The sequence below is a fragment of the Actinoplanes sp. NPDC051861 genome (genome assembly GCF_040681145.1).
GTDB lineage: Bacteria > Actinomycetota > Actinomycetes > Mycobacteriales > Micromonosporaceae > Actinoplanes.
The window spans coordinates 813932-830638 of record NZ_JBFAYE010000001.1 but is presented as its reverse complement, the minus strand read 5'-3'; the positions used below and the strand labels follow the sequence as shown (position 1 = coordinate 830638).

Genomic DNA, 16707 nt, shown 5'->3' with positions numbered 1-16707 from the left:
GGGTCAAACCCCATCTCTACGGGTGCGGACACCCCGAAATCTACGCCGGGCGGGTCTCCGCCCCGAGCCGTGGGAACGGCTCCAGGGCGAAGACCACCTCGACGGGCACCTCGAAGTACTCACAGATGCGCAACGCCAGGTGCAGGCTGGGGCTGAACTCGCCGCGCTCCAGGTAACCGACCGTCTGGTAGTGCACGCCGAGCGCGTCCGCGAGCTGCCGCCGGGTGATCCCCCGTTCGGCGCGCAGCATCGCGATCCGGTTGTAGGTGACTTCACTCGCCACGAAAGAAAGCTCCCTCAGACGGTCATCCGCGTCATGGCCCGTTCCCGGCGCGCCGCCACCGCGGAACCGGACTCCCGGCGGGCCATCCGCCGTAGGATGCCCGGCGCGAGCACCAGCCCGAGCACCGACCACGCCGCCAGCACCCCGAACGTCGCCAGCGGCCGCCACGAGCCGCCCAGCTCCGCCACCACCAGGGAGTCCGGCAGGAAGGCCGATCGCAGGCCCAACCCTAGCCAGTACACCGGGAAGACCTGCGCGACGCCCTGCAGCCAGCCGGCCAGCGCGGTGATCGGATAGAAGACGCCGGAGATCACGGTGAGGCCGATGATCGGCAGCATCATCAGCGACGCCTGACGCGGGCTCTCGAAGAGTGCACCGAGCACCGCGCCCAGCGGCATCGTGGCCAGGAACGCCAGCGGCAGCAGCCAGAGCAGGGTCAGCGCACCACCGGCGTCCAGGCTCAGGCCCTCGACCAGGAACAGGCCGGGCACCAGGACGAAGAGGCAGCTGACCACCGCCACACCGGCGACCAGAACGATCTTGCCGACTAGGTATCCGGTCATGCCGTGCGGTGTTGCCTTCGCCCGCAGCAGCGTGCCGTCCTCACGGTCCATCGTCAGGTACTGCATCATCGTCATGAATCCGCTGATCACGATCAGCAGCGCCATCGAGCCGACCAGCGCCTGCGCGCCCAGCGCCAGCGTGGTGCCCGGGATCGTGTCGTCGCGCATCCAGATCAGCGCGATCACCAGGAACAGCGCCGGCAGGAAGTATCCGAACAGGTCGGTCGCGCTGCTCATCGTCTGCCGCAACTCGATCCAGCCCCGCCGCAGACCCAGTCCGACGATCCGCGTCATCACGCGCCCCCCTCCGACTCACGGACCAGCTTCATGTACGTCTCCTCGAGGCTGCTCGGCCGCACCTCCAGGTCACCGATCTCCTCGCCGTGCTGGCGGAACAACTCGCGCACGAAGCCCGTCGCGTCCGCCGCCGAGTGCACGAACCGCTGCCCGTCACGGGTCCACCGGATCTCCGTCTCGCCGGCCACCTGCCGCGACAACTCGTCGGCCGAGCCACCCGCGATGATCTTCCCGGTGGCCAGGATGAGGATCCGGTCGGCCAGTTTCTCCGCCTCGTCCAGGTCGTGTGTGGTGAGCAGGATCGTGGTCTCGTCCACATCGGTCAGCCGGTGCACCAGGTCGTGGAACTCGCGCCGCGCCTCCGGGTCGAAGCCGACCGTCGGCTCGTCCAGGAAGAGCAACTCCGGCCGGCCCACGATGCCGATCGCCACGTCGAGGCGGCGGCGCTGGCCACCGGAGAGCCGCGCGATCCGGGTCTGCGCCGAGTCGCTCAGGCCGACCACCTCCAGCAGCTCACCGACCGGCCAGGGCCGTGCGCGATCCGCCGTGGAGTAGCCGGCGTAGTAGCCACCGAGATGCTCCAGCAGCTCACGCACCCGCCACTTGCTGTGGTCGCGCCAGGACTGGAGCACCACCCCGAGGCGCGCCCGCCAAGCCTCGTCGCCCTGCTCCGGATCCACCCCGAGCACGCGAACGTCCCCTCCGGACCGTCGCCGGAATCCCTCCAGGATCTCGATGGTCGTGGTCTTGCCCGCGCCGTTCGGCCCGAGCAACACCAGCACCTCGCCACGGTGCGCCGTGAACCCGACGCCCGTCAGGACCTCCTTGGGCCCGTAACTCATCCGGAGATCGCGCACCTCGATGACCGGAGCATCGATCGGCACGCCGGGGCCGACCCCGGTCTCCCCCGCCAGCACCGTCTCGTTCATGTCCAGCACACTATCAAGGATGTAGTACTTCTGCTACATACATACGTATGCCTATGGCATGCCAATCCGTGGCGGAACTCATTCGCGCCAAACGGTGATCGTGTTGATCGCCTTGGCTATATACATTGGTGCGATGGGGATCAAGCAGGTGAGGGCACTCACCACGACGCTGCCCTCGGTCACCTGGATTCCCCTCGCCCGAGCGCACGCCGAGCGTGCCGACCAGATGACCGCGGGTTACCGTGCCCGTCGCGCGACGGGCGAGAAGCACGCCATAGAGGACTTTCTCTACGACTACTACGGCACCAGGCCCTCCCTGCTGCGACGCTGGCATCCCGGCGTCGGCGCGGGCCTGTCACCGGCCCCCGACGGGCTGGCCGAGCACGCCGGCTGGAAGTTCTACCTGACCCACCCCGACGGCGTCGTCACCCTCGACGTCGACGCGTTCCTGCACGCCCGCGGCGAGAGTGTCCGCTACATCCACGGGCTGCTCACCGCGACCGCGTCCCGCCCGGTCTTCTCCGGCTGCTTCGGCCTGCACGAGTGGGCCATGGTCTACCGCGAGCCCGAGCACCGCCACGAGCTCCCCCTGCGCCTGGGCCAGGCCGGCACCGACGAGGTGGTCGAGCAGCACACCATCCGCTGCACCCACTACGACGCGTTCCGCTTCTTCACCCCCGAGGCCATCGGCCTCAACCGCCTGCAGCCCACCCGCGCCACCCAGGTCGACCTGGACCAGCCCGGCTGCCTGCACGCCGCGATGGACGTACACAAGTGGGCCCAGAAACTCGGCCCCGCGGTCCCCGGCGCCCTCGCCCTCGACTGCTTCGCCCTGGCCGCCGAGATCCGCCTGCTCGACATGCAGGCCAGCCCCTACGACCTCTCCTCCTACGGCCATCCCCCGGTAAAGATCGAAACCCCGGAGGGCAAGGCGGAGTATGTGGCACGCCAGCGCGAACTCGCCCGCCGAGCCGCCGGCCTACGAGCCCGCTTGATCCGAGTCTGCGACGAACTCCTGGGCCCCGAGGCCGCCGCCCGCAACCGCGAGGCCGTGGCCCCCTTCAACCAGCGATAAAACCCCATCAGAGGTACGCGGTGATCCGCACCCACCGGACCACCGCGTCCCCGAGAGTCACCGCGACCACCTGCAACGCCGGCCCGGTGCCGCCGGCATCCGGCAGGATCTAGCTCGGCAGTCCGGAGATCTTGTGCCAGCCGGAGTTCTTGCAGATCTGCCGGCCCGACGTCGAGGAGCCGTTGAAGTACAGGTCGATGCAGCCGATGACGTTGATGTCGGTCGCCGCCGTGCCGAACACCCCGTGGAAGAAGCTGTCCTCGTAGATCGAGTCGTCAGCCTGGTGCGCCACCACGTTGTTGCAGTTCATGGCGTAGGCCGGGCTGCTCCACACGTCCGATCCCGGCTTGTCCAGGTCGGCGCGCACAATCACCCGGCACGTGGTGGTGCGTGCGGTGACGTTCCAGTCGAAGGCGATCCTGCTGCTGAGCTCGACCCGATAGCCGTTCCCCGTGCCCTGGAAGACGGGATAGTCGATCACGCAGAACCAGATCCGGTTGCTGCTGGCCTGACTTCCCGCAACAAAGGAACACGCCTCCCGCTCCGCCCGTGCGGGCGACGGCGCAACCAGCACCATCCCGACGATGGCGACGAGCACCGCGGCGACCCGGCTGACGATTTTCACAGATTCCTCCACTCCGGCCGGCCGCCGATCGGCGACTCGGCCACCCCGTTCGAGTGGCGGGAGCGTAGCGTCGGATTGATCATCTTGGTGATCGTGAGAAACAGGACGAGAAGCGGATCAACCGCCCATAGGAATCGCCTGAGCGGCAGGAGTTTCGCCCGCGTTTACTATCATTTCACCGGCCTGTCGGCGAGGACAGCGATCAATCCCCACGCCCTCGAGAGCCCCGGCGACCAACCCGCAACGCGGGCCCGATGCCGCCCGATCCGGCACGATCGCGGCCCGGGCCGGCGTCGAGGCGGTGTCAGTGCATGATCACATAGTCGAAGTTGAGATCGTGCCAGCCCGAAGAAGTGCAGCGGTGCCAGAAGGCCGTAGTGCCGCCGGGGCCGTAAAGGTCGACGCAGGCAACCGTGTTGATGACAGTCGCCTGGGTATCGGTGCTCAAATGGTCGTTCAGGGAATAGAACCCGGGGCGCGCCGTCGCATAGTCGCAATTTCGTACGGTGGATCCGGTGCTCCACACCGATGAACCGGAGGAGAGCTCCGCCCGCATGGTGACCCGGCAATCGTTGGCGGTGCTCGTGAAACCTGGACGGAAGACCACCCACGATCCGAGTTTCACGCCCCGGCAGCACGGACCTTGGTAGTAGTCGTCTTCGAGGCAGACTTCCGCGGTGACGTCGCCACTCCCGCCCAGCGTCCGGCACGCGAGAGCGTCCGCGCGCGCGGGCGATGGGGCAACCATTGCCACCCCGATCAGTGCGGCCAGAACGGCCACTACTCGGCTGACGGTTCTCATCAATCCTCCGCTCCGGCCGGCGCCGATCGGCGACTCGGCCACCCCGTTCGAGTGGCGGGAGCGTAGCGTCGGATTGATCATTGCGGTGATCAGGAGAAACGGGCCCGGAAGTGGATCAACCGCCCATAGAGATCGCCTGAGCGGCGCGAGTTCCGCCCGCGTTAACGGTCATTTCACCGGTGCGGTGGGAGTCAGTCCATGTCGCCGCGGCGGTTGCGTTTGATCTGGCCGCGGCGTTTCTTGTCGGCGATGCGGCGTTCGACCGAGCCGCGCGACGGCCTGGTGGCCCGCCGGGCTCGGGGTGGCGGCGCGATGGCGGAGGCGACCAGGGCGGCCAGGCGGCCGGCGGCGGCCTCGCGGTTTCGGAGCTGGGAGCGGTGCTCGGCCGCGGTGATCGTGACCACGCCCTGCACGAGGCGGGTGCCGAGGCGCTCGGTGGCGCGCTCTTTCAACATCGTGGGCAGCAGGTCGGAGCCGAGCAGGTCCCACGACAGCTCGACCCTCGAATCGGTGGTGTTGACGCCCTGACCACCGGGGCCGCTCGCGCGCGAGAACCGCCACGAGAGTTCGGCCGCCGGGATTATCAGGCGGTCGTTCACCCGTACGTCCTCAAGCACGCCGCAAGCATGGCATCCGCACCTGCCGTGCGCCACGCGGTTATCGGCCCGACAGGGCAAGATTGGACGGGTGACGTCACCATCCGCACCGGTCGCCAAGACCGGTTACCCGTGGCCCATCGAAACCACGCGGCTGGCGAACGGCCTGCGCGTCGTCGTCAGCGAGGACCGGACCGCTCCGGTCGTCTGCGTCAACCTCTGGTACGACGTCGGCTCCCGGCACGAGCCTCCCGGCCAGACCGGGTTCGCGCATCTCTTCGAGCACCTGATGTTCGAGGGGTCGCAGCACGTGAAGAAGACCGAGCACATGAAGCTCGTGCAGGGCAACGGCGGCTCGCTGAACGCCACCACCAACCCGGACCGGACGAACTACTTCGAGACCATGCCGTCCGAGCATCTGGAGCTGGCCCTCTGGCTGGAGGCCGACCGGATGGGCGGGCTGGTCCCCGCGCTGACCCAGGAAACCCTGGACAACCAGCGCGAGGTGGTGAAGAACGAGCGGCGCCAGCGGTATGAGAACGTGCCCTACGGCGACGCGTGGCTGCGCCTGCTCCCGATGCTCTACCCGGAGGGCCATCCGTACCATCACGCCACGATCGGTTCGATGGAGGACCTGAACGCGGCCGGCCTGGACACGTTCAAGGCGTTCCACCAGCAGTACTACGCGCCCAACAACGCCGTGCTGACGGTCGTCGGGGACACCACGCCGTCCGAGGTGTTCAAGCTGGCGGAGAAATACTTCGGGGCGATCGCCACGGTGCCGGACATTCCGGCCGCGCCGGACGGGCGGCTGGACTACCCGGCCACTGAGCCGGTCCGTGAGACGGTGACCGGTGCCGTGCCGGCCGCGCGGATCTACCTGTCGCACCGCACCTTCCCGTTCGGCACCGATGAGTACGACGCCGTCACCGTGCTCGCCACGATCCTCGGCAACGGCCGGGGCAGCCGCCTCTACCAGCGGCTCGCCGACGGCGCCCGGATCGCGCAGCCCGACTACATCGGCGCGTACGGGGTGGACCTCGCCCACGCGCCGGCTCCGGTGATCATCACCGCCACCGTCAAGGACGGCGTGTCCGTGGAGACGCTGGAGAACGGCCTGGCCGAGGTGATCCAGAGCCTGGTCGACGAGCCGGTGACCGACGACGAGCTGAACCGGGCGAAGGCGCTGCTCACCACCGCGTGGTGGCGGCAGGTCTCCACTGTGGGCGGCCGCGCCGACACGCTCGGCCGGTACGCGACCCAGTTCGGTGATCCGTCCACCGCCGCCGACCGGTTGCCGAAGTGGCTCGCCGTCACCGCGGACGACGTCACCGAGGCGGCCGCCGAGACGCTGCGGCCCGACTCCCGCGCCACCCTCATCTACCTGCCCGGGGAGAACTCATGACCCTCGTCACCACTCGTCCGGAGCCAGGCGCGGCCCGCCCGTACGCTTTCCCCGCCGTCCGCCGCGTCAGCGCGCACGGCGGCACCGTGATCGCCGCGCACCTGCCCGGCCAGATCCTCGCCAGTGCGGTGCTGTTGCTCGACGCCAGCGCGGCCCGCGAGACCGACGGCCGTGAGGGCACCGCGACCGTGCTCGCCAAGTGCCTGGAGGAGGGCACGAAGAAGCGGGACTCGGCGGCGTACGCGCTCGCGCTGGAGGGACTCGGCGCCGAGCTGTCCCCGTCGGTGGACTGGGACGCGTTCCGGATCGGCGTCTCCGCGCCCGGCCCGCTGCTGGCCGGCGCTGTCCGCCTGGCCGCCGAGGCCGCCCGCACCCCGAAGCTGGACCCCGCGGACGTCGCCCGGGTCCGCGACGACGAGGTGACCGCGCTGCGGATGGACTGGGCCCAGCCCGGCCCGCGTGCTGACGCCACCCTGCGCGCCGACCTGTTCAGCGGTGACGGGCGCTACCGGCGGCCGCTGCACGGCGATCCCACGTCGGTCGCCGCGGTGACCGTCGAGGACGTGCTCGACTTCCACAGCTCCTGGATGCTGCGGCCGGGCGTGCTGCTGGTCGCGGGTGACCTGGACGCGCTCGACCTGGACGCGCTGGCCGAGGCGGCGTTCGAGGGCACCACCGGCGACCCGCTCACGCCGGACGGGCCGCTGGGCGTGCCGGTGCCGGACCGAGTACGCACGCTGCTGGTGGACCGGCCCGGCTCGGTGCAGTCGACGCTGCGGATCGGGCATCGGGCGCCGGAGCGGGCCACGCCGGACTACGTGCCGATGACGCTCGCCGCGACGGTGCTGGGCGGCGCCTTCACGTCCCGGCTCAACCACCTGATCCGCGAGGTGAAGGGCTATACGTACGGAATCCGCGGCTCGTACGCGATGACCCGCCGCTCGGGCCGTTTCGAGGTGGCCGCCGGTGTCCAGACGGCCGTCACCGGTCCGGCGATCAAGGACACGCTCGGCGAGATCGCCCGTACCCAGCAGGAGGGTGTCACCGAGGCGGAGCTGGAGGTGGCCCGCTCGTGGCGTGCCGGGCAGCTCTCGGTGGAGATGCAGACGCCGGGCGCGATCGCCGGCGCGCTGGCCTCGCTGGTGGTGCACGGCCTGCCCGACGACTACTACGTGACGCTGCGCCGGGAATACCTGGAGGCAACCGTCGAGCAGGTCTCCGAGGCGGCCGGGCGGCACCTGGCCACGGACGGGCTGACCCTGGTGGTGGAGGGTGACGGCGCCGTGATCCGCGACGAACTGGCCGAATTCGGCGAATTGTCCGAGTCGGACATCTGAGAGAGGTCCGGGGCCGCGACAACAGCGGCCCCGGACAAAAGGCCCGTAGGCGAAGTGGCACGCGCCGGTTAACTTTGCCGCCATGACGATCACCGACGCGCCGGCCGAGACCCGCCCGCATCGGCGCCGTGTCGCCCTGACCGTCCTGCTCTGGCTCCTTCTGGCACCGGGCGCGATCTGGTTCCTGGGCCGCGCCTTCGGCGTCGAACGCGGCGTTCTGGTGATGTTGACGGCGTTCACGCCCTATGTCGCCCTGTGGTCCGTCGTCCCGTTCCTGCTCGCGCTGGCCGGCCGCCGCTGGGCCGCCGCCGCCGTCGCCGGCCTGGTCGCCTTCGGCTTCGCCGTGTGCGTGGTGCCCCGCGCCCTGCCGAACGTGCACAAGGGTCCGGCCAAGGGCGTCGAGCTGCACGTGATGACCTCGAACATGCTGTTCGGCGGCGCCGACCCGGACGAGATCGTCCAGCTGGTCCGCGAGCACGACGTCGCCGTCCTCGCTCTGCAGGAGTTCACCGCCGAGGGCGAGTCCGCGCTGGCCGCCGCCGGGCTCGGTGAGCTGCTGCCCTACCACCAGCTGGCGCCGGAGCCCGGTGCGAGCGGCTCCGGCCTCTACTCCCGCTACCCGCTGACCGATCCGGGCGCGCATCGCAACGACGGCGGCTTCCAGCAGGCGTTCGCGATCATCCAGCCGCCAGGGGCGGGCCCGCTGTTCGTGGAGTCGGCGCACCCGCTCGCGCCGGCGGCCACGTCCATGCTCCCCGGCTGGCGTGCCGACCTGCGTGAACAGCCGGCCGCCGACCCGGACGCCACCCCGAAGATCCTGCTCGGCGACTTCAACGCGACGCTCGACCACAAGAGGCTGCGCGACCTGATCGCCACCGGTTACCGGGACGCCGCCGACACCGTCGGCGAGGGCCTGGTCGGGAGCTGGGGGCCGTACGACGGTGATCCGATCCCGCCTGTCACCATCGATCACGTGCTGGTCGACAAACGCATCGGCGTACGTAAGGTCTCGACACACGCGGTGACGGACTCCGACCACCGCTCGCTGATCGCCTCCCTCACCGTCCCGGCGGCGTCATGATCTCCATCCGGCGGCTGACCGCCGACGACGCGGGAGAACTGGCCGCCCTGCTGCGAGCCAACCGGTCGTACCTGCAGCCGTGGGATCCGATCCGGGACCCGAGCTTCTACACCGAGCAGGGCCAGCGGCAGATCATCAACGAGCACCTGTCGGCGGGCAACACGCTGCCGCACGCGATCGTCGAGGGCGGCCGCATCGTCGGCCGGATCAGCCTCAACAACATCGTCCGCGGCCCGTTCCTCTCCGCCAGCCTCGGTTACCTCGTGGCGCAGGACACCGCCGGCCGCGGTGTCGCAACCACCGCCGTGGCCCAGATCCTCGAGGTCGCCTTCACCGATCAGGGACTGCACCGGGTGGAGGCCGGGACGCTGCTGCACAACGTCCGGTCCCAGCGGGTCCTGGCGCGCAACGGCTTCGAGCGGTTCGGGATGGCCCCGCGCTACCTCAAGATCGCCGGCGAGTGGCAGGACCACTACCTGTTCCAGCTCCTCGCCGAAAATTGGCTCGCCGCCCGCGAGAGCGGCGCCTAGCATCGGCCGCATGATGCTTCTCAACGCGAACACGACGACGCCGGCACGTCCCGGCGTTCGATCGCGCTGACCGCATCTCAGTGACGACAGCCCCGGGCGACTCGCCCGGGGCTTTCTCGTGCGTGTCGTCCCCGCACGAGGAGAAAAGCCATGTCAAACGACCACCGCCGGCTCGGCCGCGAGCTGGACCTCTTCGACTCCGACCCGCTCGTCGGCGCCGGCCTGCCGCTGTGGCTGCCGGGCGGTGCCGCCGCGCGCCACGAGGTGGAGTCCTATCTCTACGAACTCGAGCGCAGAGCCGGATATCAACACGTCTACTCACCGGCTCTCGGCAAACGCCGGATGTACGAGATGTCCGGCCACTGGCACAACTTCGCCGACGACATGTTCCCGCCGATGCGGATCGGCGACGACGAGCTCGTCCTGCGGCCCAGCATGTGCCCGCATCACGCGCTGATCTTCAAGGCGCGCGGTCGCTCGTACCGTGATCTGCCTTTGCGGATCGCCGAGCTGGGCCAGATGTACCGGGCGGAACGCTCCGGGGTCCTCGGCGGCCTCTCCCGGGTGCGCTCGATCGCCCTCAACGACGCGCACATCTTCTGCCCGGAGGATCAGGCGTCCGCCGAGGTGGCCGGTGTGCTGCGCCTCATGCGCGAGGCGCACGAGGCACTCGGCATGGGCGAGGTGAGTTATCAGCTCTCGCTGCGCGGCCCCGGCGGCAAATACGGCGGGGACGACGCGAGCTGGGTGCGATCCGAGGAGCTGCTGCGCGGCGCGCTTTCAAAGGCAAAGATTTCGTACGCGGACGCGCGCGGCGAAGCAGCCTTCTACGGCCCGAAGATCGACGTCCTGGTGGCCGATCCGGCCGGTCGCAGCTGGGCGATGTCGACCATCCAGATCGACTACCACCAGCCGGAACGGTTCAACCTGGAGTTCGCTGGTGCCGACGGCCGCCGCCACCGGCCGGTGATGGTGCACCGGAGCCTTGCCGGGTCGATGGAACGGCTCTTCGGGCATCTGATCGAGGTGCACGCCGGCGCGTTCCCGGTCTGGTACTCGCCGGTTCAGCTGGCCGTCCTGCCGGTCGGCGCCGACCAGGATGACGCGGCCTCGTCGTTCGCCGCGGACGCGCTCGCCGCCGGGCTGCGGGCGGAGTCCGTGCACGACGGCTCGATCGGCGCCCGCATCCGCGACGCCGCGGGACGCAAGATCCCGTACATCGGAATGATCGGCAGCCGTGAGGCGCCGGACGGCCTGGTGGCGCTCCGGCTCCGCGACGGGCGACAGCTGGATCCGATGCCGCAGGCGGAGGCGATCGCGCTCATCGCGTCGATCGCCGCCGCCCGGAGCCAGGAGCTGCTTCCTTAGACGTTCGCGGTGGACCTTGCCAGGCCATAGGTCAGGGCGTCCACGAGAGCCGTCCAGCTCGCCTCGACGATGTTCTCGTGGACCCCGACCGTGGTCCACTCGCCCGTGTGGTTGCTCGTCTCCAGCAGCACCCGAGTGATCGCGTTCGTGCCGTGGCTGCCCTCCAGGATCCGCACCTTGTAATCGGTCAGCTCGAACGACTTGAGCTGCGGGTAGTGGCTGGACAGCGCCACACGCAGCGCCTCGTCCAGGGCGTTGACCGGGCCGTTGCCCTCGGCCGTGGCGATCACGCGCTCGCCGCGTACCCGGACCTTGACGGTGGCCTCGGAGATCACCGCGCCGTCCTCCCGGTGCTCGACCAGCACCCGGTACGACTCCAGGGTGAACGGCCGGGCCACGTCCGCGCCGGGCAGCTCGCTGCGAACCAACAGCTCGAACGAGGCGTCGGCGGCCTCGAACGACCAGCCGCCCGCCTCCAGGTCCTTCACCTTCTGAGTGACCTTGGTGACGGCGTCCGGGTGGCCGGCCAGGTCCAGCCCGAGCTCACGGCTCTTGAGCTCGATGCTGGCCCGGCCGGCCATCTCCGTCACCAGGATCCGCATGTCGTTGCCCACAACCGACGGGTCGATGTGGTTGTAGAGCAGCGGATCCACCTTGATCGCGCTCGCGTGCAGCCCCGCCTTGTGAGCGAAAGCGGCGGCCCCGACATAGGCCTGGTGGGTGTCGGGGGCGATGTTGGCGATCTCGGCGAGCGCGGTGGAGATCCGCGTCGCCTTCTCGAGGCATCCGTCCGGTAGGACCTTCAGCCCGAGCTTGAGTTGCAGGTTGCTGACCGTGGCGAACAGGTCGGCGTTGCCGGGCCGTTCGCCGTAGCCGTTGGCCGTGCACTGGAAGTGCTTGACGCCCGCCTCGACGGCGGCGACCGTGTTCGCGACCGCGCAGGCGGTGTCGTTCTGGCAGTGGATGCCGAGCCGGTCGGCGCTCACCCCGGTGCGCTCCACGACCTCGTTGACCGCCTTGGTGACCATCGAGGGGAGCATGCCGCCGTTGGTGTCGCACATGATCACGCGCTCGGCGCCGGCCTCGAACGCCGCGCGCACCACACTCGCGGTGTACGCCGGGTCGTACCGGAAGCCGTCGAAGAAGTGCTCACAGTCGACGAACGCGCGCCGGCCGTTCGCGACCAGGTGCCGCACGGTGTCCCGGACCATCGCGAGGTTCTCGTCGCCGGTGGTCCGCAGCGCCCGCTCGACGTGCCGGATGTCGGACTTCGCCACCACGCAGACGACCGGCGTCCCGGCGTCCAGCAGCGCCTTGACCTGCGGGTCCTCGGTCACGTCGACGCCGGCCTTGCGGGTCGCGCCGAACGCGACGAGCAGCGCGTTGCGCAGCTCCAACTCGGTCTTCGCGCGTTCGAAGAACTCGGTGTCCTTGGGCATGGCGCCCGGCCACCCGCCCTCGATGAAACCCACACCGAACTCGTCCAGCAGGCGCGCGACCGCAAGCTTGTCGGCGACCGTGTAGCTGATGCCCTCGCGCTGGCCGCCGTCGCGCAGAGTCGTGTCGAACACCTGGTAGTCCATCGGGGAAGTCCTTTCGCTTGGCACCCACTACGACAACAACAAAAAGACCCCCCGCGGATGCGGGAGGTCTGCGCGTCGGCGAGAAGTCAGCCGGCGCGCTAGGTGCCAATAATGAGCACGGAGTGGGTCACGAGATGAAGCATGCCACTAACCGGGTTCGCGGGAAGCGCTGTTCCACGTATCGAGACTAAGTTGGGTGCGTGCCGGCCGAATCGTTCTCACGTAACCTCCCCTTCGCCAAGGCCTACAACTTCCGCGACGTCGGTGGGTACACCGGACTCGACGGCCGGGTGGTGCGCTGGCGGCGGCTCTTCCGGGCCGACTCGCTGCACCGCCTCCACGAGGGAGACGCCCAGGCGTTCGCCGAGCTGGGGGTCCGCACGGTGATCGACCTGCGACGGCCGTTCGAGGTCGAGAAATTCGGGCGGGTGGCCGAGGAACACGGCGTCGACTACCGGAACCTGGTGCTGCGCCACGTGGAGTGGGACGGGCTCGAGCACGCCGGCATCGCGCACGAGCGCTGGCTCGCCGACCGTTACCTGAACTTCGCCGAGGACGGTCACGAGGGCATCGCCGGCTCGCTGCGCCTGATCGCCGACCCGTCGGCCGCCCCGGTGGTGGTGCACTGCATGGCCGGCAAGGACCGCACCGGCACGGTCTGCGCACTCACCCTGTCGCTGCTCGGGGTCTCCGACGAGGACATCGCCGCCGACTACGCCCTGACCACCGAGGCGATGCGGCCGCTGACCGAATACCTCATGAGGGCCAACCCGGACGCCATCGTCGGCAACGAGCACATGTTCGACTCACCGCCCGAGGCGATGCTCATGTTCCTCACCGACCTGCGCGACCTGCACGGCTCGGTCGAGGCGTACGCCAAGGAGATCGGACTCACCGACGACGAGCTCTCCTCGATGCGCGCCCACCTGTTAGGGGAGGCCGGCTAGCACCTCGCGGGCCTGTGTGTAAGCCTCCTGGTAACCGGCCGAGCCGACGCCGCGACCGGTGAGGAACCGGCCGGTGAGCAGCACGTCGTCCAGGCCCAACTGGATGTTGTAGTAGTGCTCGGACGAACCCGGTGCGACCACCTCGCAGGTGATCCGGGCGGTCCGGCCGCCGGCCGTGATGGTGTCCTCGATCCGCCGTGTCGTGGTCGGGGTGGCCGCACAGTCGCCCTTCTTGCTCCCCACGATGCGCAACTCGGACTCCAGACCCTTCTTCGTGTTCCACACCGTGTAGACACCCGGCGTGCAGTAGGCCCGCGCGCTGTTCCCGGCAGTCGGCTTCCCTTCGCTGCAGGTCGCCCGCATCTCCTCGGGAAGCATGTTCACCAGGTTCGTGTAGGCCGAGGGAGGCTGCTCGCCGCCGCCGTTGTCGTCGCTCCAAATGCTGATCCAGTCGAAGGCGATGGCCACGGCCGCCACCAGGAGGACCAGCCCGGCCGCCACCAGCGATTTCACCCGCGCGGACATCCTCGTGGCCGGCGGGTCCGGGTCCGGGAGCGGCGGTTCGGGCGGCGGAGGCACGGCTGGCGCGGGCTCGGGCGGCGGAGGCGCGGCGGGCGCCCGGTCCGGGGCGTGCGCCAGATATATGTCGCCGCGCAGGCCGAACTCCCACTTGCTCGGCGTCTGTCTCGGCGTCCGCTCACGCACCCGGTCGAAGACGTAGTCGTAGAGCTCCCCGAGCCCGACCTGCCCGTCCCCGTCCCGGTCCGCCCCGCCGGTCCGGATGCCCTCCACCAGCGCACCGGTGAAGATCGACGGCTGGGCCGCACCGCCCCCGGTCAGATGCGTGCCCTCGAACGAGTACTCCATCGCGGTCGACGCGGTGATCACCACCCGGCCCCGGCCGCCGCCGAGCGACCGCTGCCGGAACTGGTCCCCGACGTCCACGGTCCGGCCGGCCCGCGCCAGCATGCCCTGCTCGAACGCGCCGCCGTAACAGCAGTCCAGCAGCAGCACGACCCGCTCGGCCCGGCTGCGCTGCATGAGCCGGCTGACCCAGGCGGCGTCCACCGCGGTCGACCCGAGCAGGTCCGGCCGGGTGTTGGCGGCCGCCAGGTACAGCTCGCCGGACTCGTCCTTGAGTCCGTGGCAGGAGAAGTGCAGCAGCACCAGATCGGTGGGATGCACCTCGGCGAGCATCCGCTCCACCCGCTCGGCGGTCGCCCACGACGTCGCGTTGTGCAGGACCTCCACCTCGAAGTCGCCCAGCGCTGGATCACCGAGCACCTCGGACAGCGCGGCGGCGTCCGCGGCGGGCGCGGCGAGCCGATTCAGCGCCGCGTCGACATACGTGTCCACAGCGACCACCAGAGCCAGCCGACGGTCGCTCATGGCAGCTGCTCGAAAGCGGTCATGGCCTGGCGATGTATCTCGGGGTAGGCGCTCGAGTCGGCGCCGGGCTCGGTGAAGAACGCGCCGGTCAGGAGTCGGTCGTCGTGGATCCAGCGGACGACGTACTGGCGCTGGCTGGAGCCGGGCTGGAGCAGGTCGCAGATGAGTTCGGCGCCGCCGGGTAGGCCGGACGAGATCCGCCGTGCTCCGGACGGCGCGTAGGTGCAGTCGCCCTCGATGCTCGACGAGATGCCGGTGTCGGCGTCCATCGCTGCCCTGGTGCGCCAGGTGGTGTAGACGCCGGGTGAGCAGTTCGCCTGGGCGAGGGCGCCCTCGTCGGGCTGCTCCGGGGTACAACTGCCCTGTACCGCGGCCGGCAGCTTCGCCAGCAACGCCCGGTAGTCCGCGTCGTCCGCCGGCGGGTTTTCCCCGGACCAGGCCTGGGCGGCCCAGATCCCCAGTCCCGCCAGTGCCGCACCGGCCAGCGCCAGCGCGATCTCCCGGATCGGAGACCTCCACCAGGTTCTTGACTCAGTGGGCGGCTGATCAGATTCGGGCGGGGCGGGGTGCGGGAGTGCCGGGACCGGTGTGCGGCCGGTTACGCGTACCCTCGCTGTCCCTGCCGCTCCCTCCAGGGTGACCGTCTCGTCGAGCTCGCCCGGCGACTGCGGTGACCAGAAGATGCGAAGCGTCTCGCCCTCGATCCGGGCGCGCAGACCGGCACCCGCCACCACCCCGGAAGCCAGCGCGAGCGGGCTCCCCTGCACCGTCACCTCACCGGCCACCGCGGCAGCGCCCACCGCCACCTCGCCCAGGTCCACAACGTCCGGTGTGACTCGCACGGCGGTCTCGGCAAGCACCGCGGCGGCCTCCGTGCTGACCGAGCGGCTGTCGTCGTCCTCCATGTCGGCCAGGGCGAGCCGCGCGGCCGTCGCCCGCATCAGGTCGGTGCCGGAGACCAGGGGTGCCAGTTCGCGTACAGCCGTCAGCCGCACCGCGGGCAGCGGGTGCCGCAGCAGGTCGGTGAGCTCCGGCGGGAGGGTCGCCGGCCGCACACGCCGGTAGGGGTTGCGGGCCACGTAGAGATCGCCGCGCAGGCCGAACTCCCACTTGCTCGGCGTCTGGTTGGGTGTGCGCTGCCGTACCCGTTCGTAGACGAAGTCGTAGAGCTCGCTCAGCGTGACGTGCCCGTCCTGATCGCGGTCCGCCTCGCCGGTGCGGATGCCGTCGACCAGCGCGCCGGTGAAGATCGACGGCTGCACGCGGCCGTTCTCGGCGAGCTGGGCGCCGTCGAACGAGTACTCCATCGCGGTCGACGCCGTGATCACCACCCGGCCACGCCCCTCGCCGGGGTGACCGTGCCCGAACTGGTCGCCGATGTCGACGGCACCGCCGGAGCGCGCCACCACGCCCCGCTCGAACGCACCGCCGTAACAGCAGTCCAGCAGCAGGACGACCCGCTCGGCCCGGCTGCGCTGCATGACCCGGTTGATCCAGCCGGCGTCGACAGCGGTGGAGGCCAGCAGGTCCGGGCGGGTGTTTGCGACCGCCAGGTACAGCTCGCCGGACTCGTCCTTGAGCCCGTGGCAGGAGAAGTGCAGCAGCACGAGGTCGGCCGGGCTGCGCTCGGCGAGCAGCCGCTCGATCCGCTCGCAGGTGGCCGACGACGTGGGGTTGTGCAGGATGTCCATCTCGAAGCCGCCGAGGCCCGGATCGCCGAGCACCTCGGCCAGCGCGTCCGCGTCGGCGGCGGGCGACGTCAGTTGTTGCAGCCCGCCGACGTCGTAGTTGTCGACCGCAACCACCAGTGCCAGCCGCCGCCCGCCCATACCGTCCGCCCTCCCGAGCCACAGCATCTCGCCGGAAGGGGGGACGGCCACGGCCGGGTCGGAAACCC

At 70.0% G+C, this 16707-nt stretch carries 16 protein-coding genes; 7 read left to right on the top strand and 9 right to left on the bottom strand.

Going from position 1 to position 16707, the window contains the following annotated elements; translation table 11 throughout:
• Positions 1-40 precede the first annotated feature (40 nt).
• Genes AB0M02_RS04080 through AB0M02_RS04070 form a run of 3 tightly spaced genes read right to left on the bottom strand, consistent with a single transcriptional unit; the run spans position 41 to position 1985 of the window.
• Entirely contained in the window at positions 41-250 is a 210-nt protein-coding gene (locus tag AB0M02_RS04080) for a helix-turn-helix transcriptional regulator (protein ID WP_364222543.1), read from the bottom strand.
• Positions 251-297: 47 nt separating this feature from the next.
• Positions 298-1140: an ABC transporter permease gene (locus AB0M02_RS04075; protein WP_364221065.1), complete on the bottom strand. Its 843-nt coding sequence runs from the start codon at positions 1138-1140 to the stop codon at positions 298-300.
• The gene (locus AB0M02_RS04070) at positions 1140-1985 is read right to left on the bottom strand and encodes an ABC transporter ATP-binding protein (RefSeq protein WP_364222540.1); all 846 of its coding nucleotides are present in this window, start codon (positions 1983-1985) and stop codon (positions 1140-1142) included. Before AB0M02_RS04070 ends, AB0M02_RS04075 begins: the two co-directional genes overlap by 1 nt.
• A gap of 220 nt (positions 1986-2205) precedes the next feature.
• On the opposite strand from AB0M02_RS04070, the gene AB0M02_RS04065 reads away from it, so the two are divergent.
• The gene (locus AB0M02_RS04065; protein ID WP_364221062.1) at positions 2206-3147 is read left to right on the top strand and encodes a 3-methyladenine DNA glycosylase; all 942 of its coding nucleotides are present in this window, start codon (positions 2206-2208) and stop codon (positions 3145-3147) included.
• Positions 3148-3256: 109 nt separating this feature from the next.
• On the opposite strand, the gene AB0M02_RS04060 is transcribed toward AB0M02_RS04065, so the two are convergent.
• The 3 genes from AB0M02_RS04060 to arfB all read right to left on the bottom strand — a co-directional run bounded on the left by AB0M02_RS04060 (position 3257) and on the right by arfB (position 5191).
• Positions 3257-3772, bottom strand: a complete 516-nt coding sequence (locus tag AB0M02_RS04060; RefSeq protein WP_364221059.1) for a hypothetical protein — start codon at positions 3770-3772, stop codon at positions 3257-3259.
• Between the two features lie 304 nt (positions 3773-4076).
• Positions 4077-4655, bottom strand: a complete 579-nt coding sequence (locus tag AB0M02_RS04055) for a hypothetical protein (RefSeq protein ID WP_364221056.1) — start codon at positions 4653-4655, stop codon at positions 4077-4079.
• Positions 4656-4765: 110 nt separating this feature from the next.
• Positions 4766-5191, bottom strand: a complete 426-nt coding sequence (gene arfB / locus AB0M02_RS04050) for an alternative ribosome rescue aminoacyl-tRNA hydrolase ArfB (protein ID WP_364221053.1) — start codon at positions 5189-5191, stop codon at positions 4766-4768.
• A gap of 70 nt (positions 5192-5261) precedes the next feature.
• On the opposite strand from arfB, the gene AB0M02_RS04045 reads away from it, so the two are divergent.
• The 5 genes from AB0M02_RS04045 (at position 5262) to thrS (ending at position 10891) form a co-directional block, all read left to right on the top strand.
• A complete protein-coding gene (locus AB0M02_RS04045) occupies positions 5262-6575 on the top strand; it encodes a pitrilysin family protein (RefSeq protein WP_364221051.1) in 1314 nt (437 codons plus the stop codon).
• A complete protein-coding gene (locus AB0M02_RS04040; RefSeq protein ID WP_364221048.1) occupies positions 6572-7912 on the top strand; it encodes a pitrilysin family protein in 1341 nt (446 codons plus the stop codon). Before AB0M02_RS04045 ends, AB0M02_RS04040 begins: the two co-directional genes overlap by 4 nt.
• Before the next feature lie 82 nt (positions 7913-7994).
• On the top strand, positions 7995-8993 hold the full coding sequence (locus tag AB0M02_RS04035; protein ID WP_364221045.1) for an endonuclease/exonuclease/phosphatase family protein: 999 nt from the start codon (positions 7995-7997) through the stop codon (positions 8991-8993).
• Positions 8993-9523, top strand: coding sequence for a GNAT family protein (locus tag AB0M02_RS04030; protein ID WP_364222537.1), 531 nt, complete (start codon positions 8993-8995; stop codon positions 9521-9523). The genes AB0M02_RS04035 and AB0M02_RS04030 overlap by 1 nt, the downstream gene beginning before the upstream one ends.
• Before the next feature lie 150 nt (positions 9524-9673).
• Positions 9674-10891: a threonine--tRNA ligase gene (gene thrS / locus AB0M02_RS04025; RefSeq protein WP_364221043.1), complete on the top strand. Its 1218-nt coding sequence runs from the start codon at positions 9674-9676 to the stop codon at positions 10889-10891.
• On the opposite strand, the gene cimA is transcribed toward thrS, so the two are convergent.
• Entirely contained in the window at positions 10888-12474 is a 1587-nt protein-coding gene (gene cimA / locus AB0M02_RS04020; RefSeq protein ID WP_364221040.1) for a citramalate synthase, read from the bottom strand. The genes thrS and cimA overlap by 4 nt on opposite strands.
• A gap of 200 nt (positions 12475-12674) precedes the next feature.
• On the opposite strand from cimA, the gene AB0M02_RS04015 reads away from it, so the two are divergent.
• Entirely contained in the window at positions 12675-13421 is a 747-nt protein-coding gene (locus AB0M02_RS04015; protein WP_364221037.1) for a tyrosine-protein phosphatase, read from the top strand.
• Here AB0M02_RS04015 and AB0M02_RS04010 read toward each other — a convergent pair.
• Positions 13404-14810: a caspase family protein gene (locus AB0M02_RS04010; protein WP_364221034.1), complete on the bottom strand. Its 1407-nt coding sequence runs from the start codon at positions 14808-14810 to the stop codon at positions 13404-13406. The genes AB0M02_RS04015 and AB0M02_RS04010 overlap by 18 nt on opposite strands.
• Positions 14807-16690: a caspase family protein gene (locus tag AB0M02_RS04005; RefSeq protein ID WP_364221031.1), complete on the bottom strand. Its 1884-nt coding sequence runs from the start codon at positions 16688-16690 to the stop codon at positions 14807-14809. The genes AB0M02_RS04010 and AB0M02_RS04005 overlap by 4 nt, the downstream gene beginning before the upstream one ends.
• Positions 16691-16707: the final 17 nt, after the last annotated feature.

What these genes read in the sequence shown, in the direction of transcription:
- AB0M02_RS04040 (WP_364221048.1), top strand. Translation starts at nt 6,572, where the DNA reads ATGACCCTCGTCACCACTCGTCCGGAGCCAGGCGCGGCCCGCCCGTAC.
- AB0M02_RS04035 (WP_364221045.1), top strand. Translation starts at nt 7,995, where the DNA reads ATGACGATCACCGACGCGCCGGCCGAGACCCGCCCGCATCGGCGCCGT.
- AB0M02_RS04070 (WP_364222540.1), bottom strand. Translation starts at nt 1,985, where the DNA reads ATGAGTTACGGGCCCAAGGAGGTCCTGACGGGCGTCGGGTTCACGGCG.
- thrS (WP_364221043.1), top strand. Translation starts at nt 9,674, where the DNA reads ATGTCAAACGACCACCGCCGGCTCGGCCGCGAGCTGGACCTCTTCGAC.
- cimA (WP_364221040.1), bottom strand. Translation starts at nt 12,474, where the DNA reads ATGGACTACCAGGTGTTCGACACGACTCTGCGCGACGGCGGCCAGCGC.
- AB0M02_RS04065 (WP_364221062.1), top strand. Translation starts at nt 2,206, where the DNA reads ATGGGGATCAAGCAGGTGAGGGCACTCACCACGACGCTGCCCTCGGTC.
- AB0M02_RS04055 (WP_364221056.1), bottom strand. Translation starts at nt 4,655, where the DNA reads ATGATCAATCCGACGCTACGCTCCCGCCACTCGAACGGGGTGGCCGAG.
- AB0M02_RS04075 (WP_364221065.1), bottom strand. Translation starts at nt 1,140, where the DNA reads ATGACGCGGATCGTCGGACTGGGTCTGCGGCGGGGCTGGATCGAGTTG.
- AB0M02_RS04080 (WP_364222543.1), bottom strand. Translation starts at nt 250, where the DNA reads ATGCTGCGCGCCGAACGGGGGATCACCCGGCGGCAGCTCGCGGACGCG.
- AB0M02_RS04010 (WP_364221034.1), bottom strand. Translation starts at nt 14,810, where the DNA reads ATGAGCGACCGTCGGCTGGCTCTGGTGGTCGCTGTGGACACGTATGTC.